The following is a 21,547-nucleotide window of genomic DNA, read 5'->3' on the forward strand; positions in this document are numbered from 1 at the left end:
GCCGGCGCCACCCATCGGGCAGTGCCGGCATGATGGGCAGGCTGTAATTACTTGCCGACTTTACCGCCCGCCTTGGTGCACAGGTCCGCGGTGGCCATGGCCTTGAAGCCCTGCCCTTTGCAGGAGCCTTGGCCTTTGCAAGCATTATGAGCAGTCTTGCAGTCGTTCTGGCCTTTGCAGCCGTTGATACCGTAGCAGTGCACTTGCGAGGCCCCATCTTCGGCCTGGGCCTGGGTGACAACTCCCGCGAACATGCCGGCTGCGGCCAGGGCAAGGGCGGTACCGGCGGCGATGGTTTTGATGCTCATTGTTGTAATCCTCAATTATTCAGGGGAGTTGCAGGATGGAGGGCTCCAGTCCTGACACTTCACTAGAGTTAAGGGTCGATGAGGCGTTACAACCTTTGGGATTATTTTTCAGCTAGAAAAAAACCGGCCAGAGTTAAAAACCTGGCCGGTTCTTGGTTACAGCATTTTCAATGCCCCCTAAAGGGGCTGCGGTTTACTCAACCGTCACCGACTTGGCGAGGTTGCGCGGCTGATCCACGTCCGTGCCCTTGAGCACCGCCACGTAATAGGACAGCAGCTGAAGCGGGAGGGTATAGAGGATTGGCGCCAGTGCATCGATGATGTGCGGCATCGAAACCACATGAGTGCCTTCGCCATTGCTCAAGCCTGCTTTTTCATCGGCAAACACAACCAGCTGGCCACCACGTGCGCGAACTTCCTGCAGGTTGGATTTGAGTTTCTCCAACAGCTCGTTGTTCGGCGCCACGGTGACAACCGGCATATCGTTATCCACAAGTGCCAGAGGGCCGTGTTTCAACTCACCGGCCGGGTAGGCTTCGGCGTGGATATAGGAAATTTCCTTGAGCTTGAGGGCGCCTTCCATGGCCACCGGGAACTGCGCGCCCCGGCCCAGGAACAAGGTGTGGTGCTTGTCGGCGAACAGCTCGGCGATTTTCTCGACCGTTGTGTCCATGGCCAAGGCTTCGCCCAAGCGAGTTGGCAGGCGACGCAGTTCTTCAACCAGTTCCGCTTCAAGGCCAGGTGCCAGGGTTTGGCGTACCTGGCCAAGGCTCAGGGTCAGCAGCATCAGGGCGACCAATTGGGTGGTAAACGCCTTGGTCGAGGCCACGCCGATTTCCGGGCCGGCCTGGGTCAGTAGCGTCAAGTCGGACTCACGTACCAGCGAGCTGATGCTAACGTTGCAGATAGCCAGGCTTGCCAGAAAACCCAACTCTTTGGCGTTGCGCAAGGCAGCCAGGGTGTCGGCGGTTTCACCGGACTGAGAGATGGAGACGAACAGGGTGTCCGGCTGGACCACCACTTTGCGGTAGCGGAATTCACTCGCCACTTCTACTTGGCAAGGGATACCGGCCAGGCCTTCGAGCCAGTAGCGGGCAACCATGCCGGCGTGATAACTGGTGCCGCACGCCACGATCTGGATATTACGCACCTTGGCAAACAGCTCGGCAGCCTGTGGCCCGAATGCCTGGACCAGCACTTGCTGTTGGCCCAAGCGCCCTTCCAGGGTCCGTTGGACAACGGTGGGTTGCTCATGGATTTCCTTGAGCATGAAGTGGCGGTAAGCCCCTTTGTCTGCCGCTTCTGCACCTTCGTGATACTGCACGGTTTCACGCACGACCGGCTTGCCTTGGGCATCCCAAATGCTGACCTGGTCACGGCGAATCTCAGCGATATCGCCCTCCTCCAGGTACATGAAGCGGTCAGTCACTTGGCGCAGGGCCAGTTGGTCTGAAGCGAGGAAGTTTTCCCCAAGGCCCAGGCCAATTACCAGCGGGCTGCCGCTGCGAGCTGCCAGCAGACGATCGGGCTGACGCTGGCTGATCACGGCCAGGCCATAAGCACCGTGCAACTGCTTGACCGCTGCCTTCAAAGCGTCAGCCAGGTCTGGGATCGTTTTCAGTGTGTGGTGCAGCAGGTGAACGATCACCTCGGTGTCCGTCTCGGACGAAAAGACATAACCCAAGCCCATCAGCATTTCGCGCAGGGCTTCGTGGTTCTCGATGATGCCGTTGTGGACAACTGCCAGCTCGTGGCCAGAGAAGTGCGGGTGAGCATTGTGTTCGCTCGGCGCGCCATGAGTTGCCCACCGGGTGTGAGCGATGCCCAGTTGACCGGAGATGGGCTCAGCCGCAACGGCTGCTTCCAGCTCACTGACCTTGCCTATACGGCGGCGGCGCTCAAGGCTGCCAGCCTGTGTATAAACCGCTAGGCCGGCGCTGTCATAGCCGCGGTATTCGAGGCGCTTGAGGCCTTCGACAAGAATGGCTGTGATATTGCGCTCAGCAACGCCACCAACGATCCCACACATACGCTTCTCCTAGCTGATTGCGGCGCAAATCAATGTAATGCCGCGTTGTTCAATTTGATGGCGGGCCTCTGGGGCCAAGCGATCATCTGTAATCAAGGTGTTGATGTTGCTCCAGGGCAGCTCAACATTGGGAATCTTGCGACCGACCTTATCCGACTCAACCATCACGATGACTTCACGGGCGACATCGGCCATGACTCGACTGAGCCCCAGCAATTCGTTGAAGGTGGTGGTACCGCGTACCAGATCGATGCCATCGGCGCCGATAAACAACTGGTCGAAATCGTAGGAACGAAGCACCTGCTCCGCGACTTGCCCCTGGAAGGACTCGGAATGAGGGTCCCAGGTGCCACCGGTCATCAGCAGCACGGGTTCATGCTCCAGTTCACTCAGGGCGCGGGCGACATGAAGGGAGTTGGTCATCACCACGAGGCCTGGCTGTTGACCCAATTGGGGGATCATCGCTGCTGTGGTACTGCCACTGTCGATGATGATCCGAGCATGCTCGCGGATTCGCGATACGGCCGCACGAGCGATGGCCTGCTTGTAGGGCGAGATGGGTTGCGCCCCTTCGCTGATCAGCTCTTGGGGCATCGTCACCGCGCCACCGTAGCGGCGCAACAGCAGCCCATTGGTTTCGAGGGCGGCCAGGTCCTTACGGATTGTCACTTCCGAAGTTTCGAAACGCTTGGCTAATTCATCCACACTGACTTCGCCACGCTCATTGAGCATGGCGAGAATATTGTGGCGTCGTTGAGGCGTGTTACGTTTCGACATTTTGGCTTTAAGTTTCGTTTCGAAAGTTGTCGAAGGCAATCAAAACCTAAAGGCGACGCATCGTCAAGATGCACTTCAAAAAAAACGACCTGTGGATAACTCCGTCCTGTAGGAGCCAGGCTTGCCTGCGATGAAGGCGCTGCGGTCTTCCTGGACAACCGCAGCGTCTTCATCGCAGGCAAGCCTGGCTCCTACAACATTCAGCTTTTCTTGATTTTCTCTGGTCGCTTCCAGCCATCGATGTTGCGTTGACGTGCGCGCCCGATACCCAGTTGTCCGGCCGGGACTTCTTGGGTAATGGTCGAACCTGCGGCAGTGGTGGCCCCACTCAAGATATCCACAGGCGCGACCAAGGAGTTGTTCGAGCCGATGAACACATCTTCGCCCAGCACCGTCTTGAACTTGTTGGCGCCATCGTAGTTGCAGGTGATGGTGCCGGCACCGATGTTGGTACGTGCTCCGATTTCGGCATCACCCAGGTAGGTCAGGTGACCGGCCTTGGCGCCTTCGCCCAAGTGGGCATTTTTCAGCTCTACGAAGTTACCCACATGTGCACGGGCTTCAAGCACAGTACCTGGACGCAGACGAGCGAACGGGCCTGCATCGCTGCCTTCTCCCAAAACTGCGCCTTCAATATGGCTGTTGGCCTTGATCACCACCCCTTTGCGCAGGGTGCTGTCCTTGATAACGCAGTTAGGCCCAATGACCACATTGTCTTCGATGTCGACGCGGCCTTCCAAAATGACGTTGATGTCGATCAAGACATCGCGGCCTACCGTGACTTCGCCACGAACATCAAAGCGCGCCGGATCACGCAAAGTGACACCCAGCGCCATCAAGCGACGCGCTTCGCGTTGCTGATAGTGGCGTTCGAGTTCGGACAGTTGCTTGCGGTCGTTGGCGCCCTGCACTTCCATAGGGTCCAATGCCGTTTCGGTGGCTACCACCAAGCCATCGGCCACGGCCATGGCAATCACGTCGGTCAGGTAGTACTCACCCTGTGCATTCTTGTTGGACAACCGACCCAACCACTCGGCCAGGCGCTTGCCAGGTACGGCCAGGATTCCAGTGTTGCCCTCATTGATAGCCTTTTGTACGTCAGTGGCATCTTTATGCTCCACGATCTCGCACACCTTGCCCGTCGCATCACGAACGATGCGGCCATAGCCAGTCGGGTCTGGAAGGTTCACCGTCAACAAGCCCAACTGCTCAGCGTTCACATGAGTCAGTAATCGCTTGAGGGTCTGCACTTCAATCAGCGGCACATCACCATACAGAATCAGCACGGTTTCGGCGGTCAGTGCCGGCAACGCCTGGGCAACGGCATGACCGGTACCCAGTTGCTCGGTTTGCATGACGAAATTGAGATCGTCAGCAGCCAGGCGTTCACGTACCGCATCGGCACCGTGGCCGATCACCACATGAATTCCTTGTGGCTGTAGCTGGCGAGCAGTGTGGATAACATGCCCGAGCATGGAGTTGCCAGCGACAGGGTGCAGCACCTTAGGGAGAGCCGAGCGCATGCGAGTGCCCTGGCCTGCGGCAAGAATAACGATATCAAGTGACATTGACTGGCTACCAATCCTGGGTGGTCAGCGGATGTGACCAAAAAGAAGAAATGCAGAAAAAGAAAAAGGGTAGCCGAGGCTACCCTTTAACTCAATTGCGGAAGTAATCGGCAAGAACGCCCAATTACTTACCTTTGCGCAACTGCTGGACGGTGCGCAGCTGGGCTGCGGCTTCGGCCAGACGTGCTGCAGCGGCGCCGTAGTCGAACTCTGCGCCTCTATCGTGCAGAGCAGTCTCAGCAGCCTTGAGGGCTTCCTGAGCCTGGGCTTCGTCGAGGTCGGCAGCACGTTGCACGGTATCGGCAAGCACCTTGACCATGTTCGGCTGAACCTCGAGGAAACCACCGGAGATGTAGAACACCTCCTCTTGCCCGCCCTGCTTGACCAGACGGATCGGACCTGGCTTGAGACTGGTGATCAATGGCGCGTGCCCCAAGGAGATACCCAGATCTCCCAGCTCACCGTGCGCAACTACCATCTCGACCAGGCCGGAGAAAATCTCTCCTTCCGCGCTGACGATATCGCAATGGACTGTCATAGCCATCTGCTTGCCTCAACCTGATTAGCGCCCCTTTCGGGGCGCTGGGATTACAGTTTCTTGGCTTTCTCGACCGCTTCTTCGATGCCGCCGACCATGTAGAACGCTTGTTCTGGCAGGTGGTCGTAGTCACCGTTGAGGATGCCTTTGAAGCCAGCAATGGTGTCCTTCAGGGAAACGTATTTACCTGGGGAACCAGTGAAGACTTCAGCCACGAAGAACGGCTGGGACAGGAAGCGCTGGATCTTACGAGCGCGGGATACCAGTTGCTTATCGGTTTCGGACAACTCGTCCATACCCAGAATAGCGATGATGTCCTTCAGCTCTTTGTAGCGCTGCAGCACGTACTGAACGCCGCGAGCGGTGTCGTAGTGCTCATTGCCGATGACGTTCGGGTCCAGCTGGCGCGAAGTCGAGTCCAGTGGATCGACCGCTGGGTAGATACCCAGGGAGGCGATGTCACGGGACAGTACGACGGTGGCGTCCAAGTGGGCGAAGGTGGTCGCTGGCGATGGGTCGGTCAAGTCGTCCGCAGGTACGTATACCGCTTGGATCGAGGTGATCGAACCTTCCTTGGTCGAAGTGATACGCTCTTGCAGAACGCCCATCTCTTCAGCCAAGGTCGGCTGGTAACCTACTGCCGAAGGCATACGGCCCAGCAGTGCGGATACTTCGGTACCAGCCAGGGTGTAACGATAGATGTTGTCGACGAACAGCAGAACGTCGTTACCTTCGTCACGGAACTTCTCAGCCATGGTCAGGCCGGTCAGCGCAACGCGCAGACGGTTTCCTGGTGGCTCGTTCATTTGGCCGTATACCAGGGCAACCTTGTCCAGTACGTTGGAATCCTTCATCTCGTGGTAGAAGTCGTTACCCTCACGAGTACGCTCACCCACACCGGCGAACACGGAATAACCGCTGTGCTCGATGGCGATGTTACGGATCAGTTCCATCATGTTTACGGTCTTGCCTACACCGGCACCACCGAACAGACCAACCTTACCACCCTTGGCAAACGGGCAAACCAGGTCGATAACCTTGATGCCGGTTTCCAACAGGTCGTTGCCGCCTGCCTGGTCAGCGAACGAAGGCGCTTCACGGTGGATACCGCGGCGCTCTTCTTCACCGATCGGGCCAGCTTCGTCGATTGGGTTGCCCAGCACGTCCATGATCCGGCCCAGAGTCGCTTTACCGACGGGTACGGAGATGGCTGCGCCGCTGTCCACGACGTCCAGACCGCGCTTCAAGCCTTCGGTCGAGCCCATCGCAATGGTACGGACTACGCCGTCGCCCAGCTGCTGCTGAACTTCCAGGGTAGTTTCCGCGCCCTGAACTTTCAGTGCGTTATACACACTCGGAACGCTGTCACGTGGAAATTCCACGTCGATGACGGCGCCGATGATTTGAACGATACGTCCGCTACTCATAGCTGGATCCTCTGAATATTTGAACCGTTAAACCGCGGCAGCGCCGCCGACGATTTCCGAGATCTCTTGGGTGATCGCTGCCTGACGCGCCTTGTTGTAGATCAGTTGCAATTCTCTGATCAGATCACCGGCGTTGTCGGTGGCGTTCTTCATTGCGATCATCCGGGCAGCTTGTTCAGCTGCGTTGTTCTCGACCACCGCCTGGTAGACCTGCGACTCCACGTAACGCACCATCAGGCCGTCCAGCAGCTCCTTGGCGTCAGGTTCGTAGAGGTAGTCCCAGTGGTGCTTGAGTTCTTGATCCGGGGTTGCAACCAACGGAATCAACTGCTCGACCGTTGGGGTTTGCGTCATGGTATTGATGAACTTGTTCGATACCACGGACAGACGATCGATACGACCATCCAGGTAAGCATCCAGCATGACCTTGACGCTGCCGATCAGATCATTGATCGACGGCTCTTCGCCCAGGTGGCTGATTGCTGCGACCACGTTACCGCCGAAGCTGCGGAAAAACGCTGCGCCCTTGCTGCCGACCACGCAAAGATCGATCTCGATACCTTGCTCGCGGTTGGCTGCCATGTCCTTGACCAGGGCCTTGAACAGGTTGGTGTTCAAGCCACCGCACAGACCACGGTCACTACTCACGACCACATAACCGACACGCTTGATTTCGCGTTCGATCATGAAGGGGTGGCGGTATTCCGGGTTGGCGTTGGCCAGATGACCAATCACCTGGCGGATACGCTCCGCATAAGGACGGCTAGCACTCATGCGCATTTGAGCCTTGCGCATCTTGCTGACCGCCACTTTTTCCATGGCGCTGGTAATTTTTTGCGTGCTTTTGATGCTCGCAATCTTACTGCGAATCTCTTTTGCGCCTGCCATGTAACACCTATCAGGTTAGCAAGCGGGGGCTGCAAAGCCCCCGCTGCGGCTTACCAGGTTTGGGTGGCCTTGAACTTCTCGATACCGGCTTTGATGCCAGCGTCGATTTCGTCGTTGAAGTCACCCTTCACGTTGATCTTCGCCATCAGTTCGGCGTGATCACGATTGAAGTAAGCAATCAGCGCTTGTTCGAAGCTACCGATCTTGGCGATTTCAACGTCGGTCAGGAACCCACGCTCAGCGGCATACAGCGACAGCGCCATGTCCGCGATGGACATTGGAGCGTATTGCTTCTGCTTCATCAGCTCGGTAACACGTTGACCGTGTTCCAGTTGCTTACGGGTGGCTTCGTCCAGGTCAGAAGCGAACTGGGCAAATGCCGCCAGTTCACGGTACTGAGCCAGAGCGGTACGGATACCACCGGAAAGCTTCTTGATGATCTTGGTCTGAGCGGCACCACCCACACGGGATACCGAAACACCGGCGTTAACTGCAGGGCGGATGCCCGAGTTGAACATGGCTGATTCCAGGAAGATCTGACCGTCGGTGATGGAAATCACGTTGGTCGGAACGAACGCGGAAACGTCGCCAGCCTGGGTTTCGATGATCGGCAGTGCGGTCAGGGAACCGGTCTTGCCAGTCACAGCACCTTTGGTGAACTTCTCGACGTACTCTTCCGAAACGCGCGATGCACGCTCCAGCAGACGGGAGTGGAGATAGAACACGTCACCTGGGTAAGCTTCACGTCCTGGTGGACGGCGCAGCAGCAGGGAGATCTGACGGTAAGCAACAGCCTGCTTGGACAGGTCATCGTAAACGATCAGTGCGTCTTCACCGCGGTCACGGAAGAACTCGCCCATGGTGCAACCGGCGTATGGCGCCAGGAATTGCAGTGCGGCGGATTCCGAAGCACTGGCAACCACCACGATGGTGTTGGCCAGGGCGCCGTTTTCTTCCAGCTTGCGAACGATGTTGGCAACGGTGGAACGCTTTTGGCCGACAGCAACATAAACACAGAAAATACCGCTGTCTTTCTGGTTGATGATGGCGTCGATCGCCATGGCGGTCTTACCGATCTGACGGTCACCGATGATCAGCTCACGCTGGCCACGGCCGACTGGAATCATGGCGTCGACGGATTTGTAGCCAGTCTGTACAGGCTGGTCTACCGACTTACGCCAGATCACGCCCGGAGCAACTTTCTCGACCGCGTCGGTCTCGGTGTTGTTCAGCGGGCCTTTGCCGTCGATTGGGTTACCCAGGGCGTCGACTACGCGACCCAGAAGTTCCTTACCAACCGGAACTTCGAGGATGCGGCCGGTGCACTTGGCGCTCATGCCTTCAGCGAGGGTGTCGTATGCGCCCAGTACTACCGCACCAACGGAGTCTTGCTCCAGGTTGAGGGCCATACCGAACACGCCACCTGGAAACTCGATCATTTCGCCGTACATAACGTCGGCCAGACCGTGAATCCGCACGATACCGTCAGAAACGCTGACGACGGTACCCTCGTTGCGGGCTTGGGAGGTCACGTCGAGTTTCTCGATGCGACCCTTGATGATTTCACTAATTTCGGAAGGATTGAGTTGCTGCATTGCTCTGCTGCCCCTTCAAACTCAAGATTTCAATGCTTCGGCCAGTTTCGCGAGTTTGCCGCGAACCGAGCCATCGATTACCAGGTCGCCGGCACGGATAACCACGCCCCCAATGAGGGAGGAGTCTTCCGTAGCCTGCAGTCGCACTTCCCGGTTGAGTCGTGCACTGAGAACCTTGGCGAGTTTGTCTTGCTGTTCTTGGTTCAATGCAAAAGCACTGGTTACGTTCACGTCTACGGATTTCTCCTGCTCGGCCTTGTACAGATCGAACAGTGCCGAAATCTCCGGCAACAGCTGGAGTCGGTCGTTTTCCGCAGCAACATGAATGAAATTCTGTGCCTGGGCATTCAACTTGTCGCCACACACGTCAATAAACGTGGTGGCCTTTTGTGCGCTCGTCAGTCGCGGGGCCTTGAGCAGGCGCTGCATGGTGTCGTCTTGCGACACCGCAGCAGCCAGGCCGAGCATGGCTGACCAATTGGCCAGCTGCTGATGGGCCTGGGCGTGCTCGAAGGCTGCCTTAGCGTAAGGTCGGGCCAACGTGGTCAGTTCTGCCATGATCGCCCTCGCTTAAATTTCAGCGGCCAGTTTGTCAACTAGCTCCGCATGCGCGTTTTGATCGATTGTGGCGCCAAGGATCTTCTCGGCACCGCCTACGGCCAGGCGACCCAATTGGGCGCGCAGCGCGTCTTTGACGCCGTTCAGTTCCTGTTCGATCTCGGCTTGAGCCTGAGCCTTCACACGGTCAGCTTCGACGCGGGCCTGGTCACGGGCTTCCTCGACGATCTGGGTACCGCGTTTCTTTGCTTGCTCAATGATTTCAGCTGCCTGAGCCTTCGCTTCGCGCAGTTGCTGACCCGCTTTATCTTGGGCCAACTCCAGGTCGCGAGCTGCTCGGTTGGCAGCGTCCAGTCCATCCGCGATCTTCTTCTGACGTTCGTGCAAAGCCGCGATGACCGGAGGCCACACGAACTTCATGCAAAACAGTACAAAAATGAAGAACGCAACGGACTGGCCAATCAGGGTTGCATTAATGTTCACGCCAACACCTCGCTCGTTCTTTGTCCATCACACCAATCAACTCGATGTAACGAGTGATTAGCCAGCGATTTGACCAACGAAGGGGTTCGCAAAGGTGAAGAACAGAGCGATACCAACACCGATCATGGTTACGGCGTCGAGCAGACCGGCAACGATGAACATTTTAACTTGCAGCATCGGAACCATTTCTGGCTGGCGAGCAGCGCCTTCCAGGAACTTGCCGCCCAGCAGGCCGAAACCAATGGCGGTACCCAGTGCACCCAGGCCGATCAGCAGAGCAACAGCGATAGCGGTTAGACCAACTACAGTTTCCATCTTTCCTCCCGACTTTTACGTCGTATTGGTTAGGTTTTTTAGATTTGAAGCGGTAAAGCAAAATTGTTTTTACAGCTTGCCCTTGCGGACCTTTTTCGACCCTCTCCGGTCATGGCGAGAGGGTCTTCAGACACGCCAGGCGGTCTTAATGGTTATCTTCGTGAGCCATCGACAGGTAGACGATGGAAAGCATCATGAAGATGAATGCTTGCAGTGTGATGATCAGGATGTGGAACACAGCCCACGCCCACTGCAGCACCACGCCCAGACCGCTGAGCCAGAGCAGGCCGCTGCCGAACATCACGGCAATCAGGATGAACACCAGTTCGCCGGCATACATGTTGCCGAACAGACGCAGTGCCAACGAGATTGGCTTGGCAATCAGGGTTACGAATTCAAGCAGGAAGTTCACCGGAATCAACAGCGCTTGAAGAAAAATGTTCTTGCTGCCGAACGGGTGCAGGGTCAGCTCGCCGATGAAACCGCCGAGGCCCTTGACCTTGATGCTGTAGAAAATGATCAGGGCGAACACGCTGAAGGCCATGGCCAGGGTAGCGTTCGGGTCGGTGGTCGATACGGCACGGAAAGGAATGTGCGGATCACCGGAGATCAGGATGGCCAGCTGAGGAATCCAGTCGACCGGAATCAGGTCGATGGCGTTCATCAGGAAGACCCAGACGAAGATGGTCAGCGCCAGTGGAGCGATCACCGGGTTACGGCCGTGGAAGCTGTCCTTGACACTGCTGTCGACGAACTCGACCAGCACTTCAACGAAGTTCTGCAGTGCGCCTGGCTGGCCGGAAGTCGCCTTCTTGGCCGCCATGCGGAACAGGAGTACGAAAATCAGACCCAGCGCAACGGACCAACCCAGGGTGTCCAGGTGGAACGCCCAGAAGCCCATTGCCTTGGCTTCTGCTGCGGAATGGGCTAAGCCCCAACCGCCGTCTGGTAGTTGACCGAAGGTCAAGTTCTGCAAGTGGTGCTGGATATAGCCCGAAGCGGTTTCTGCTGCCATGGTTGCCTCAAACGCCCTAAGGTCTCGAATGTCTTGTTTTCATCAGCAGGGGCGCGAACCAGCTGACCAGTTGGGTCAGCAAGAAGACACCGAAGACTGCTAACGGCGCCAATGGCTTCACACCTGCAAACGTCAATGCGAACAGCACTGCCGTCAGAATCAATTTGCCCGCCTCGCCGGCATAAAACGACCGGACGATGGCCTGAGCTGCCCGCGCTCCGGTAAACCGGAACGCCTTATAGGCGAAATACACATTGGGGAGCCAGGCGATCAGCCCTCCGCAAAGGCCTGAGTACCCGCTGACTGCCCCGCGCCACTGCCACAACGCAAAGGCTGCCAACAGAAACACGATGCATTGAGTCAACAGAACCGGAAAAACTGCCCAGCGATGGAACGGCAGGCGGTTTGGCGTGCGTGTTTCCATCACTTCTGCTCCTCGAAAGTCGGCTGCCATACTTCAGTGAATTGGCATAATTTGTGCCGACAAAATGCGCGCAGAGTATAGGGGCGGATTAACCCCTATTCAACTGCTGGTAGTTATTTATGATTGCGCGCTACAACAGGAATTGTTTCAGCGGATGTGAGCAAGCACGCCTTGTAATTCATCCAACGAATTGTAACGGATCACTAACTGGCCTTTGCCTTTGTTGCCATGCCGAATCTGCACGGAAGAGCCCAAACGCTCTGCCAGACGCTGCTCAAGGCGGCTGATGTCTGGATCGGGTTTGACCGGTTCGACAGGTTCGGGTTTGCCATTGAGCCACTGGCGTACCAGTGCTTCAGTCTGGCGCACGGTCAGCCCACGTGCGACAACATGTCGCGCCCCTTCAACCTGTTGATCGTCCGGCAAACCGAGCAATGCACGCGCATGACCCATTTCCAGATCGCCATGGGACAACATGGTTTTAATGACTTCTGGCAGTGAAATCAGGCGCAGCAAGTTGGCAATTGTTACTCGAGATTTACCCACCGCATCGGCAACTTGTTGCTGAGTCAGCTGAAACTCTTGTTGCAGGCGTTGCAGCGCCATCGCCTCTTCGACCGGGTTCAAGTCTTCGCGCTGGATGTTCTCGATAAGCGCCATGGCAATGGCTGCCTCATCGGGCACTTCGCGCACCATCGCCGGAATGGTGTCCAGCCCTGCCTGCTGGCTGGCACGCCAGCGACGCTCACCGGCAATGATCTCGAAGCGGTCATTGCCAATCGGGCGCACGACGATAGGCTGCATCACACCCTGGATACGAATGGACTGGGCCAGCTCTTCGAGGGCCTGTGGGTCCATGTCACGGCGGGGTTGGTACTTGCCACGCTGGATCACATCCAGGGGCAGATGCTGCAGTTCGCGCTGGTCGACCTTGACGGCTTGCTCTTCGAGCGCACTGACGGTCGGACCACTGAGCAGTGCGTCCAAGCCACGTCCCAGACCTCGTTTCTTGACGGCCATGTGGGTTCCTTAAGTTGGCTGAGCAGTGCGTGTTTGACGACGCTGGCGACGGACCATCTCGCCAGCCAGGGCCAGGTAGGCCAAGGCACCACGGGACTGCTTGTCGTATGCCAGCGCTGGCATGCCAAAACTTGGAGCCTCCGCCAGGCGGATATTGCGCGGGATCACCGTGTCGTAGAGCTGATCGCCAAAGTGTTCCTTGAGCTGCGCCGAGACATCGTTGATCAAGCTCAGGCGCGGGTCATACATGGTCCGCAACAGGCCTTCGATCTTCAGTTGCGGGTTGAGCAACTCGGCGATGCGCTTGATGTTATCCACAAGGTCGCTCAAACCTTCCAGTGCAAAGTACTCACATTGCATCGGAATGATCACGCCATCGGAGGCGACCAGAGCGTTGAGGGTCAGCATGGACAGCGATGGCGGGCAATCGATCAGGATGTAGTCGTAGCTTTCCCGAATCGGTGCCAGCGCCGTGCGCAACCGGCTTTCCTTCATCTGCATTTCCAGCAGAACCACTTCGGCCGCTGTCAGATCGCGGTTGGCCGGCAGCAATTGATAACCACCGTGCTCGGAGATGTGCATGGCCTGGGCCAAGTCGCACTCGCCGATCAGCAGGTCGTAGACCGAATGCTCAAGGGCATGCTTATCCACACCGCTACCCATGGTGGCGTTGCCTTGTGGGTCGAGGTCGATCAGCAGCACGCGTCGCTTGGTAGCGACCAGCGATGCCGCGAGGTTGATACAGGTGGTGGTTTTACCCACACCACCCTTCTGGTTCGCTATTGCGAATACCTTAGCCATTCTTGCTTGTGTTCCCAATCATGCCGTGCGGCGCAGTATCAGCAGATGGCGTTGGCCTTGGCAACCCGGAACGGTCAAGGCCTGCTCGCTATCGAGGTGAAAATCTGCCGGTAATGCTACCAGTTCGTCAGCAGGATGCAGACCTTTCATCGCCAACCAGCGTGTCTGGTGGTCGCCAAGGTGGCGCGTCCAATGGGCGAAATCTTCAAGACTGCTGAACGCACGGGAAACAATCCCGGAAAAAGGCTGCGATGGCTGGAAGGTTTCCACCCGACTGTGGATAACTTGCAAGTTATCGAGCTTGAGCTCCAGCTTCACCTGGGTCTGGAAACGGGTTTTCTTGCCGTTGCTGTCCAGCGTGGTGATCTGCTTCTCGGGAAACATGATCGCCAAGGGGATGCCGGGCATCCCGCCGCCACTGCCCACGTCCAGCCAGCTTGGGCTGTCGCCGATGTAGGGCAGGATGCTCAGGCTGTCGAGCAAGTGGCGCGAGACCATTTCGTCTGGATTGCGCACGGCAGTCAGGTTGTAGGCCTTGTTCCATTTGATCAACAGGGCCAAGTACGCCAACAACTGATCGTGCTGCTGTGCGGTCAGCTCAATGCCCAGTTCGCGGGCGCCTGTGGACAACTCTTCGCTGTGCTGCGGGGTAACCATGGAACTCAAGCGCTTTGCTCCAACTCGCGACCGGCGCCGCGTTTTTTCAAATGAATCAGCAGCAGGGAAATGGCGGCCGGGGTCACGCCCGGAATCCGCGATGCCTGCCCGAGGGTTTCGGGCCGTGTCTGGCCGAGCTTGCCCTGGATCTCCTTGGACAGCCCCGAAATGCCGCTGTAGTCGATATCCACAGGCAGCTTGGTGTTTTCGCTGGCGCGTAAACGGGCAATCTCGTCCTGCTGGCGATCGATATAACCGGCGTACTTGGTCTTGATTTCCACCTGCTCGGCGACCTGCGGGTCGAGGCTGCCGCCGCCGGTCACTTCGACAAGCCCAGCGTAGTCGATCTCCGGGCGGCTGAGCAGGTTGAGCAAGTTGTATTCATGGGTCAGCGGCGTGCCGAATTTTTCGGCAATGGCATCGCCATGCTGGGTATTGGGTCGAACCCAGGTACTTTTCAGGCGCTGTTCTTCCAGCTCGATACCTTCACGCTTGGTACAGAAGGCTGCCCAACGCTGGTCGTCGATCAAGCCCAGCTCGCGACCTTTTTCGGTCAGGCGCAGGTCGGCGTTGTCTTCGCGCAAAATCAGGCGGTACTCGGCACGCGAAGTAAACATGCGGTACGGCTCTTGAGTGCCGAGGGTGATCAGGTCATCGACCAGCACGCCAATGTAGGCTTCATCCCGACGCGGGCACCAGCTGTCGCGGCCCTGCGCTCGAAGCGCGGCGTTGGTCCCGGCCAGCAGACCTTGGGCACCGGCTTCTTCGTAACCGGTGGTGCCGTTGATCTGCCCGGCGAAGAACAAGCCGCCGATGACTTTGGTTTCAAGGCTGTATTTCAGGTCGCGCGGGTCGAAATAGTCGTATTCGATGGCGTAGCCCGGGCGAACGATATGAGCGTTCTCCATGCCGCGGATCGAACGCACCAGCTCCAGCTGCACATCGAAAGGCAATGAAGTGGAAATGCCGTTCGGGTACAGCTCATGGGTGGTCAGGCCTTCGGGCTCGATGAAGACCTGATGGCTTTCCTTGTCGGCAAAGCGATGGATCTTGTCTTCGATCGAGGGGCAATAGCGTGGGCCGATACCTTCGATGACACCGGAGTACATCGGCGAACGGTCGAGGTTCGAGGCAATGATCTCGTGGGTGCGGGCGTTGGTATGGGTAATCCAGCAACTGACCTGGCGCGGATGCTGTTCTTTGTTGCCCATGAACGACATGACCGGGATCGGGGTGTCGCCGGGTTGCTCGGTCATCACCGAGAAATCTACGGAGCGACCGTCGATCCGCGGTGGGGTACCGGTTTTCAGGCGGCCGACGCGCAGCGGCAGTTCGCGCAGGCGCTTGGCCAGGGCGATCGAAGGTGGATCGCCGGCACGGCCACCCGAATAGTTCTCCAACCCGATGTGGATAAGTCCACCCAGGAAGGTACCTGTGGTCAAAACGACGGAGTCCGCGAAAAAACGCAGGCCCATCTGAGTGATCACGCCGCGGACTTGATCCTGCTCGACGATCAGGTCATCGCACGACTGCTGAAATATCCACAGGTTGGGTTGGTTCTCAAGAATCTCACGCACCGCCGCCTTGTAGAGGGCGCGGTCGGCCTGTGCTCGTGTCGCGCGGACAGCAGGGCCTTTACGGTTGTTCAAAACGCGGAACTGGATGCCGCCCAGGTCGGTCGCGGTTGCCATCGCGCCGCCGAGGGCATCGATTTCCTTTACCAGATGGCTTTTGCCGATACCGCCAATGGCCGGGTTGCAACTCATATGCCCGAGGGTGTCCACGTTATGAGTTAGCAGTAGGGTTTTGGCACCCATACGTGCCGACGCAAGTGCAGCCTCGGTTCCGGCATGGCCGCCGCCGATGACGATCACTTCAAAACGGGAAGGGAAATCCACCACGCACCTCGTGCCTGTTTTCGATGGGTAATTGGGATAGCTGGCAAGTATAGGGACTTCAGCCCCCCTAAAGGAACCTTTTGCACAAAATTTAACCAGTGAGGGATGAATGGCGTGCAATAGAAATTAAAAGAGAAAAATTTATTAAAGCTTTGTTTTTATGTTTATGTTTATAGAGCACCTTTTCTGTGGATAAAGTGCTGTAGGCCTTATTTATCAAGGTGTACAGAGATTCAAAACACTGTGATCATGTCGGTAGGAGGCCTCTGGATAAGCCTTTTTAACCTGTGGATAAATGGATCACTTACGCACAGGCGGAAATATGCTCAGTTTTGAAGGTGAGTTATCAACTGAGCTAAAGAATGGTTTTCCACAGGGCTTAATCCACAGCCGTGCGCTGTGCATAAGATTCTAGAGACCAAGAAATGGCTGAGAGGGTAGGGAAAAAGTGGTGAGCAGGAGGGTGTGGAAAAAAGTCTTGGCTCACAGTGAAACCCAGTAAAACTAGGGGTTCGCGCTGTGGATAGAATATTGACGCCTGTAGATACCAGCCATCGAATGGATTTATAACTTTTTGATTTTTAATAAAAATATTTGTGGATATCCGCCTGTGGACATTTTCAGTAACGGTTAAATCAAGGCAGAAAAAGGTTATCCACTGACGGACGCCAGGATGTGATCGGAAGGGATTTTCGTTGGTAACAATGGCTTACAACTGGAAAACGGTGCAGAGACACTATCGTCCCTGCACCCTATTTTTATTTACCTATACAGAAACTCGAGAAAATCCGCCCAAGCAAATCGTCGGAGCTGAACGCACCGGTGATTTCGCCTAGCGCCTGCTGTGCCAGACGCAGGTCCTCAGCCAGCAGCTCTCCAGCCCCCGCCAGCGTCAGCTGGGCCCTTCCGTGCTCCAGGGATGCGCTGGCATGAGCCAACGCCTCGAGATGGCGCCTGCGCGCACTGAAGCTGCTTTCAGCGGTCTGTTCATAGCCCATGCACGCCTTCAGATGCTCGCGCAGCAGCTCAAGGCCCATGTCAGCGGTCTTGGCACTCAAAGAAATGGTGACGTGGCCGTCCCCGCTCTGCTGCAAGCCCACGGCTTCGCCGCTCAAGTCAGCTTTATTGCGAATCAGGGTCACTTTGGCCGGATCCGGCCGCTGTTCAAGAAACTCTGGCCACAGCGCAAAAGGATCATTCGCCTCTGGAGCGGTGGCATCCACCACCAACAGCACCCGATCGGCCTCGCCGATCGCCTTGAGCGCACGTTCAACGCCAATCTTTTCCACATGATCTTCAGTATCGCGAAGTCCGGCAGTATCGACCACGTGCAGAGGCATGCCATCAATGTGGATATGTTCGCGCAGGATATCCCGGGTGGTGCCGGCAATATCTGTAACGATGGCCGCTTCCCGCCCGGCCAGCACATTCAGCAAGCTGGATTTACCCGCATTCGGCCGGCCTGCGATGACGACTGTCATGCCATCGCGCAACAACGCGCCCTGGCCAGCTTCGCGGACCACTGTGGACAACTCGGCACGTACCTGGTCGAGCATGCCCAGTACGTGGCCATCGGCCAGGAAATCGATCTCTTCTTCAGGAAAGTCGATGGCCGCTTCCACATAAATTCGCAGCGCGATGAGCTGTTCAGTCAGTTGATGCACACGCTGTGAGAACGCCCCCTGCAGCGAGCGCAAGGCATTGCGGGCCGCCTGGGCGGAGCTGGCCTCAATCAGGTCGGCAATGGCCTCAGCCTGTGCCAGGTCAAGCTTGTCATTGAGAAATGCTCGCTCACTGAACTCTCCGGGGCGTGCCAGCCGGCATCCCAGTTCCAGGCATCGTTGCAGCAACATATCCAGAACCACAGGCCCGCCATGTCCTTGCAGTTCTAGGACATCTTCTCCGGTGAAAGAGTTGGGGCCCGGGAAATACAACGCCAGCCCCTCGTCAATCACCTGGGTTTCGCCATCGCGAAACGGGCCGTAGTGCGCATAACGGGGAGTCAACTGGCGCCCGGTGATTTGCTCGGCTGCCAGGCTCGCCAGTGGCCCGGAAATACGCACGATCCCGACCCCGCCCCGGCCCTGAGCCGTGGCAATTGCCGCGATGGTTTCTCGGGAAGTAGTCATGGTCCAGGCCTCTTGGTAAAAACAACAGATAGCAAAACGCCCCACGAGGGGGCGTTTTATCCACAGGTTAGATGATCAACCTGTCAGGCGGCAGCTTTCTTGCTAGCCATCTCGATATTACGAGTGATGTACCACTGCTGTGCAATCGACAAGCAGTTGTTCACAACCCAGTACAGCACCAGACCTGCAGGGAACCACAGGAAGAAGAAGGTGAAGATGATCGGCATCAGCTTCATCACCTTGGCCTGCATCGGATCCGGCGGCGTCGGGTTCAGCTGCTGCTGGATGAACATCGTCACACCCATGATGATCGGCAGGATGAAGAACGGATCCTTGATCGACAGGTCGGTGATGTAGAACATCCAAGGAGCCTGGCGCATCTCGACGCTTTCCAGAAGAACCCAATACAAGGACAGGAAAACCGGCATCTGCACGAGGATTGGCAAGCAACCACCCAGCGGATTGATCTTCTCTTTCTTGTACAGCTCCATCATGGCTTGCGACATTTTCTGCCTGTCATCGCCAAACTGCTCTTTGAGCGCAGCCAGTTTCGGTGCCACTGCACGCATGCGAGCCATGGACTTGTAGCTGGCAGCCGACAGCGGGAAGAACAACCCCTTGATCAGCATGGTCAGAACGATGATCGACCAGCCCCAGTTACCCAGCAGGCTGTGGATATGTTGCAGCAGCCAGAAAATAGGCTGGGCAATGAACCACAGGATGCCGTAATCGACGGTCAGCTCAAGGCCTGGGGACAACTCTTTGAGCTTGTCCTGGATTTTCGGGCCGGCATACAGAGTGGCACTGGTTTCAGCCTTGGCGCCAGCAGGTACATTCAGCGCGGGGCCGGTGTAACCAATGATGTAGTTACCCTGGTTGTCCTTGCGAGTCTGAACGATATTGTTCTCGCCCTTGGCAGGAATCCATGCGGTCACGAAGTAATGCTGCAGCCAAGCAACCCAGCCACCTTGAACGGTTTCTTTCAGGCTGCCCTTGTCGATATCGCTCATCGACACTTTTTTGTACGGCTCGGCACTTGTCCACAGGGCTGCGCCCAGGTAAGTGGCGGTGCCGGTGGCAGTACTTGAAGAAGGATCGGAACTGGCATCGCGCTTCAGCTGCGCAAACAGGTTACCGCTCCAAGCCTGAGGGCTCTGGTTATCGATGAGGTAGCTGACAACCAGGTCGTATTCACCGCGCTTGAACGAGAAACGCTTGATGTAGTTGACGCCGCCGTCACTGAATTTCAGGTCAACAACCAGTTGATCCTGGCCATCAGCCAGTTGAAAGCTCTTTTGGTCGGCCGAATACAAAGGGCGACCCGACGAACGGGCATCTGGACCATTCACACCGGTCAGGCCACTTTGGGCCAGGTAAACGCGCTCGCCACCGTTATCGAACAGTTGGAACGGAATATCCGGATGGTCCTGACGACGTGGGTATTTCGGCAGCATCAGCTGCACGATGTCGCCACCGTTTGGATCGATAGCCAGTTCCAACACATCGGTTTTGATCCGGATCAGCTCTTTGCTGACAACTGCCGGAGCAAGCGTTTGGGTGTTGGCATCAGCATTGGCACTCGGAACGTCGGCAGTGGCCGAACCGTTGTTGCCCAGCGCAGTGTCCGGCAAGGACGCAGTGGTGCTGGAAGCAGCTGTCTGAGTCGGCAGGGCTGCTTGCCCGTAGTCCTGGTTCCATTTCAGAACCAGGGCATAGGACACGATTGCCAGGGCGACGATCAGGATCGTGCGTTTAATATCCATGATTACTCGGCTATCGAAGAGGTACGGGGAGTTGGTGCAGGCGGAACCGGGTCAAAACCACCAGCGTTCCAAGGGTGACAGCGACCGAGCCTGCGAACAGCAAGCCAGCCGCCGCGTAGAACACCATGATTTTCAATGGCTTCATACGCGTAGCAGGAGCAACTGGGGTAGAAACGACAGTGACTGGCCATCAGGGGACTGATGGCATAACGGTAGAACTGGATCGGAACGAGTGCCAGTTTACGCATCTTGACTGTCTACCCCTACAGAATCGGCATTTACCACTGGAGCAGGCCGACTGCGTGCAAGGCGCTTCCAGAGTTTGCCGAAGTGCTGATGCAATTCTGGATTTTCTATATCGCCCAAACCTTTTCGCGCGACGATGACGATGTCCCACCCTGCCAACAATTGCTGGTGGCAGCGAAACGAATCGCGCATCAAGCGTTTGAGGCGATTGCGCTGAACGGAGAGCTTGACGCTCTTTTTCCCGATAACAAGCCCCAAGCGGGGATGCTCAAGACCGTTCTCACGCGCAAGGATCAGCAGGTTTTTACCTGGAACCTTGCCGGTAGGAGAGTCAAAGACCGCTTTGAAATGTCGGGGTGTCAGAAGACGTTTGTCCCGACTGAAGTCCTGACTCACCACCTGAGCCGAAAAATCAAACTGCCAGACGGGCACGGCCCTTGGCGCGACGACGCGACAGGACGGCGCGGCCGTTTTTGGTGGCCATGCGAGCACGGAAACCGTGGGTGCGTGCGCGCTTGATGGTGCTTGGTTGGAAAGTACGTTTCATGGCGTGTTACCTGGTTCGTCGACAACGGGCCGGAATGGCCCCCGTTTTAAGAGACCGGCGATTCTAGAGAAAGCAAGCTCGCAGGTCAATTTCCAACCAACGTTTACTTCACACATCTCTATCAGTGTCCGACCAAGGGCAAGCCGATCAGAGAACCGCTTAGATATAAAAATAAAGAAGGACATTATTTAAAGCTTTTCTGTAAAGCTTATAAAACTTAGGGGGCACCTCACCTGTGGATAACCACCTAAGAGCCTTTGTTTCCGTACTGTACAGAGAATGGTAACCTTGTCCACAAGCGGTGTTTGAGCTGTGCGGAGACCTCGGATAAGGTGTGCATGGAATAGCGATTTATCCACAGGCGAGTTATCCACTGACTTGCGGACAGGGTTGTGCATAGATCTCAAGGACGGTTATCCACAGACCTTATGCACACCCTTAATGACTTAAAACATAGGCTCAATGCGATTTGAACCTTCACCTGCATGTGGATAAGTGGATGGCTCACCGGTACAATGACGTTTGTTTTTGCCTCACCGGCTTTCAACTCAGGGGATATCC

At 56.7% G+C, this 21,547-nt stretch carries 22 protein-coding genes; all 22 read right to left on the bottom strand.

Translation table 11 applies throughout. The features are described 5' to 3' along the window. Nucleotides 1–47 precede the first annotated feature (47 nt). The 22 genes from bufA2 to rpmH all read right to left on the bottom strand — a co-directional run bounded on the left by bufA2 (nt 48) and on the right by rpmH (nt 20,986). Entirely contained in the window at nt 48–308 is a 261-nt protein-coding gene (gene bufA2, locus AC3IX4_RS28655; protein ID WP_489258649.1) for a BufA2 family periplasmic bufferin-type metallophore, read from the bottom strand. 193 nt (nt 309–501) lie between these two features. Then, a complete protein-coding gene (gene glmS, locus AC3IX4_RS28660; protein WP_489258650.1) occupies nt 502–2,337 on the bottom strand; it encodes a glutamine--fructose-6-phosphate transaminase (isomerizing) in 1,836 nt (611 codons plus the stop codon). Nucleotides 2,338–2,346: 9 nt separating this feature from the next. After that, nucleotides 2,347–3,114 (bottom strand): DeoR/GlpR family DNA-binding transcription regulator, encoded by a 768-nt coding sequence (locus AC3IX4_RS28665; RefSeq protein ID WP_489258651.1) that lies wholly within the window; start codon nt 3,112–3,114, stop codon nt 2,347–2,349. 200 nt (nt 3,115–3,314) lie between these two features. Next, entirely contained in the window at nt 3,315–4,682 is a 1,368-nt protein-coding gene (glmU, locus tag AC3IX4_RS28670; protein ID WP_489258652.1) for a bifunctional UDP-N-acetylglucosamine diphosphorylase/glucosamine-1-phosphate N-acetyltransferase GlmU, read from the bottom strand. A 124-nt stretch (nt 4,683–4,806) separates the two neighbouring features. Beyond that, nucleotides 4,807–5,226 carry a F0F1 ATP synthase subunit epsilon gene (locus AC3IX4_RS28675; protein ID WP_489258653.1) on the bottom strand — a complete coding sequence of 140 codons (420 nt, stop codon included), beginning with the start codon at nt 5,224–5,226 and terminating at the stop codon, nt 4,807–4,809. Nucleotides 5,227–5,270: 44 nt separating this feature from the next. Beyond that, nucleotides 5,271–6,647 (bottom strand): F0F1 ATP synthase subunit beta, encoded by a 1,377-nt coding sequence (gene atpD / locus AC3IX4_RS28680; RefSeq protein WP_489258654.1) that lies wholly within the window; start codon nt 6,645–6,647, stop codon nt 5,271–5,273. A gap of 27 nt (nt 6,648–6,674) precedes the next feature. Then, nucleotides 6,675–7,535, bottom strand: a complete 861-nt coding sequence (atpG, locus tag AC3IX4_RS28685; RefSeq protein ID WP_489258655.1) for a F0F1 ATP synthase subunit gamma — start codon at nt 7,533–7,535, stop codon at nt 6,675–6,677. 50 nt (nt 7,536–7,585) lie between these two features. Then, nucleotides 7,586–9,130 carry a F0F1 ATP synthase subunit alpha gene (atpA, locus tag AC3IX4_RS28690; protein ID WP_489258656.1) on the bottom strand — a complete coding sequence of 515 codons (1,545 nt, stop codon included), beginning with the start codon at nt 9,128–9,130 and terminating at the stop codon, nt 7,586–7,588. A 21-nt stretch (nt 9,131–9,151) separates the two neighbouring features. Further along, nucleotides 9,152–9,688, bottom strand: a complete 537-nt coding sequence (locus tag AC3IX4_RS28695; RefSeq protein ID WP_489258657.1) for a F0F1 ATP synthase subunit delta — start codon at nt 9,686–9,688, stop codon at nt 9,152–9,154. A 12-nt stretch (nt 9,689–9,700) separates the two neighbouring features. Continuing rightward, nucleotides 9,701–10,171 (bottom strand): F0F1 ATP synthase subunit B, encoded by a 471-nt coding sequence (locus AC3IX4_RS28700; RefSeq protein ID WP_489258658.1) that lies wholly within the window; start codon nt 10,169–10,171, stop codon nt 9,701–9,703. A gap of 57 nt (nt 10,172–10,228) precedes the next feature. Continuing rightward, on the bottom strand, nt 10,229–10,486 hold the full coding sequence (gene atpE / locus AC3IX4_RS28705) for a F0F1 ATP synthase subunit C (protein WP_003097235.1): 258 nt from the start codon (nt 10,484–10,486) through the stop codon (nt 10,229–10,231). A gap of 145 nt (nt 10,487–10,631) precedes the next feature. Then, the gene (gene atpB / locus AC3IX4_RS28710) at nt 10,632–11,501 is read right to left on the bottom strand and encodes a F0F1 ATP synthase subunit A (protein ID WP_489258659.1); all 870 of its coding nucleotides are present in this window, start codon (nt 11,499–11,501) and stop codon (nt 10,632–10,634) included. Between the two features lie 16 nt (nt 11,502–11,517). Beyond that, nucleotides 11,518–11,925, bottom strand: a complete 408-nt coding sequence (locus AC3IX4_RS28715) for a F0F1 ATP synthase subunit I (RefSeq protein ID WP_489258660.1) — start codon at nt 11,923–11,925, stop codon at nt 11,518–11,520. 147 nt (nt 11,926–12,072) lie between these two features. After that, complete coding sequence (locus AC3IX4_RS28720) at nt 12,073–12,945, bottom strand: ParB/RepB/Spo0J family partition protein (RefSeq protein ID WP_489258661.1); 873 nt, start codon at nt 12,943–12,945, stop codon at nt 12,073–12,075. 9 nt (nt 12,946–12,954) lie between these two features. Next, nucleotides 12,955–13,746, bottom strand: a complete 792-nt coding sequence (locus AC3IX4_RS28725; RefSeq protein ID WP_489258662.1) for a ParA family protein — start codon at nt 13,744–13,746, stop codon at nt 12,955–12,957. Nucleotides 13,747–13,764: 18 nt separating this feature from the next. Beyond that, the gene (gene rsmG / locus AC3IX4_RS28730; RefSeq protein WP_489261389.1) at nt 13,765–14,403 is read right to left on the bottom strand and encodes a 16S rRNA (guanine(527)-N(7))-methyltransferase RsmG; all 639 of its coding nucleotides are present in this window, start codon (nt 14,401–14,403) and stop codon (nt 13,765–13,767) included. Between the two features lie 5 nt (nt 14,404–14,408). After that, a complete protein-coding gene (gene mnmG / locus AC3IX4_RS28735; protein WP_489258663.1) occupies nt 14,409–16,301 on the bottom strand; it encodes a tRNA uridine-5-carboxymethylaminomethyl(34) synthesis enzyme MnmG in 1,893 nt (630 codons plus the stop codon). A gap of 758 nt (nt 16,302–17,059) precedes the next feature. After that, the gene (gene mnmE, locus AC3IX4_RS28740) at nt 17,060–18,430 is read right to left on the bottom strand and encodes a tRNA uridine-5-carboxymethylaminomethyl(34) synthesis GTPase MnmE (protein ID WP_489258664.1); all 1,371 of its coding nucleotides are present in this window, start codon (nt 18,428–18,430) and stop codon (nt 17,060–17,062) included. A gap of 83 nt (nt 18,431–18,513) precedes the next feature. Then, nucleotides 18,514–20,193 carry a membrane protein insertase YidC gene (gene yidC / locus AC3IX4_RS28745; protein ID WP_489258665.1) on the bottom strand — a complete coding sequence of 560 codons (1,680 nt, stop codon included), beginning with the start codon at nt 20,191–20,193 and terminating at the stop codon, nt 18,514–18,516. A 2-nt stretch (nt 20,194–20,195) separates the two neighbouring features. Next, nucleotides 20,196–20,441 carry a membrane protein insertion efficiency factor YidD gene (yidD, locus tag AC3IX4_RS28750; protein WP_489258666.1) on the bottom strand — a complete coding sequence of 82 codons (246 nt, stop codon included), beginning with the start codon at nt 20,439–20,441 and terminating at the stop codon, nt 20,196–20,198. Further along, on the bottom strand, nt 20,434–20,838 hold the full coding sequence (gene rnpA / locus AC3IX4_RS28755; protein WP_489261390.1) for a ribonuclease P protein component: 405 nt from the start codon (nt 20,836–20,838) through the stop codon (nt 20,434–20,436). The genes yidD and rnpA overlap by 8 nt, the downstream gene beginning before the upstream one ends. A 13-nt stretch (nt 20,839–20,851) precedes the next feature. Then, nucleotides 20,852–20,986, bottom strand: a complete 135-nt coding sequence (gene rpmH, locus AC3IX4_RS28760) for a 50S ribosomal protein L34 (RefSeq protein ID WP_003213577.1) — start codon at nt 20,984–20,986, stop codon at nt 20,852–20,854. Between the last annotated feature and the right edge of the window lie 561 nt (nt 20,987–21,547).

The organism is Pseudomonas sp. KH_021, assembly GCF_057838865.1.

Coding starts and splice junctions, on each gene's coding strand:
- yidC (WP_489258665.1), bottom strand. CDS start 20,193: ATGGATATTAAACGCACGATCCTGATCGTCGCCCTGGCAATCGTGTCC.
- yidD (WP_489258666.1), bottom strand. CDS start 20,441: ATGCGTAAACTGGCACTCGTTCCGATCCAGTTCTACCGTTATGCCATC.
- glmU (WP_489258652.1), bottom strand. CDS start 4,682: ATGTCACTTGATATCGTTATTCTTGCCGCAGGCCAGGGCACTCGCATG.
- mnmE (WP_489258664.1), bottom strand. CDS start 18,430: ATGACTACTTCCCGAGAAACCATCGCGGCAATTGCCACGGCTCAGGGC.
- atpA (WP_489258656.1), bottom strand. CDS start 9,130: ATGCAGCAACTCAATCCTTCCGAAATTAGTGAAATCATCAAGGGTCGC.
- atpD (WP_489258654.1), bottom strand. CDS start 6,647: ATGAGTAGCGGACGTATCGTTCAAATCATCGGCGCCGTCATCGACGTG.
- AC3IX4_RS28715 (WP_489258660.1), bottom strand. CDS start 11,925: ATGGAAACACGCACGCCAAACCGCCTGCCGTTCCATCGCTGGGCAGTT.
- AC3IX4_RS28665 (WP_489258651.1), bottom strand. CDS start 3,114: ATGTCGAAACGTAACACGCCTCAACGACGCCACAATATTCTCGCCATG.
- AC3IX4_RS28720 (WP_489258661.1), bottom strand. CDS start 12,945: ATGGCCGTCAAGAAACGAGGTCTGGGACGTGGCTTGGACGCACTGCTC.
- rpmH (WP_003213577.1), bottom strand. CDS start 20,986: ATGAAACGTACTTTCCAACCAAGCACCATCAAGCGCGCACGCACCCAC.
- atpE (WP_003097235.1), bottom strand. CDS start 10,486: ATGGAAACTGTAGTTGGTCTAACCGCTATCGCTGTTGCTCTGCTGATC.
- glmS (WP_489258650.1), bottom strand. CDS start 2,337: ATGTGTGGGATCGTTGGTGGCGTTGCTGAGCGCAATATCACAGCCATT.
- rsmG (WP_489261389.1), bottom strand. CDS start 14,403: ATGGTTACCCCGCAGCACAGCGAAGAGTTGTCCACAGGCGCCCGCGAA.
- AC3IX4_RS28695 (WP_489258657.1), bottom strand. CDS start 9,688: ATGGCAGAACTGACCACGTTGGCCCGACCTTACGCTAAGGCAGCCTTC.
- bufA2 (WP_489258649.1), bottom strand. CDS start 308: ATGAGCATCAAAACCATCGCCGCCGGTACCGCCCTTGCCCTGGCCGCA.
- AC3IX4_RS28725 (WP_489258662.1), bottom strand. CDS start 13,746: ATGGCTAAGGTATTCGCAATAGCGAACCAGAAGGGTGGTGTGGGTAAA.
- atpG (WP_489258655.1), bottom strand. CDS start 7,535: ATGGCAGGCGCAAAAGAGATTCGCAGTAAGATTGCGAGCATCAAAAGC.
- AC3IX4_RS28675 (WP_489258653.1), bottom strand. CDS start 5,226: ATGGCTATGACAGTCCATTGCGATATCGTCAGCGCGGAAGGAGAGATT.
- atpB (WP_489258659.1), bottom strand. CDS start 11,501: ATGGCAGCAGAAACCGCTTCGGGCTATATCCAGCACCACTTGCAGAAC.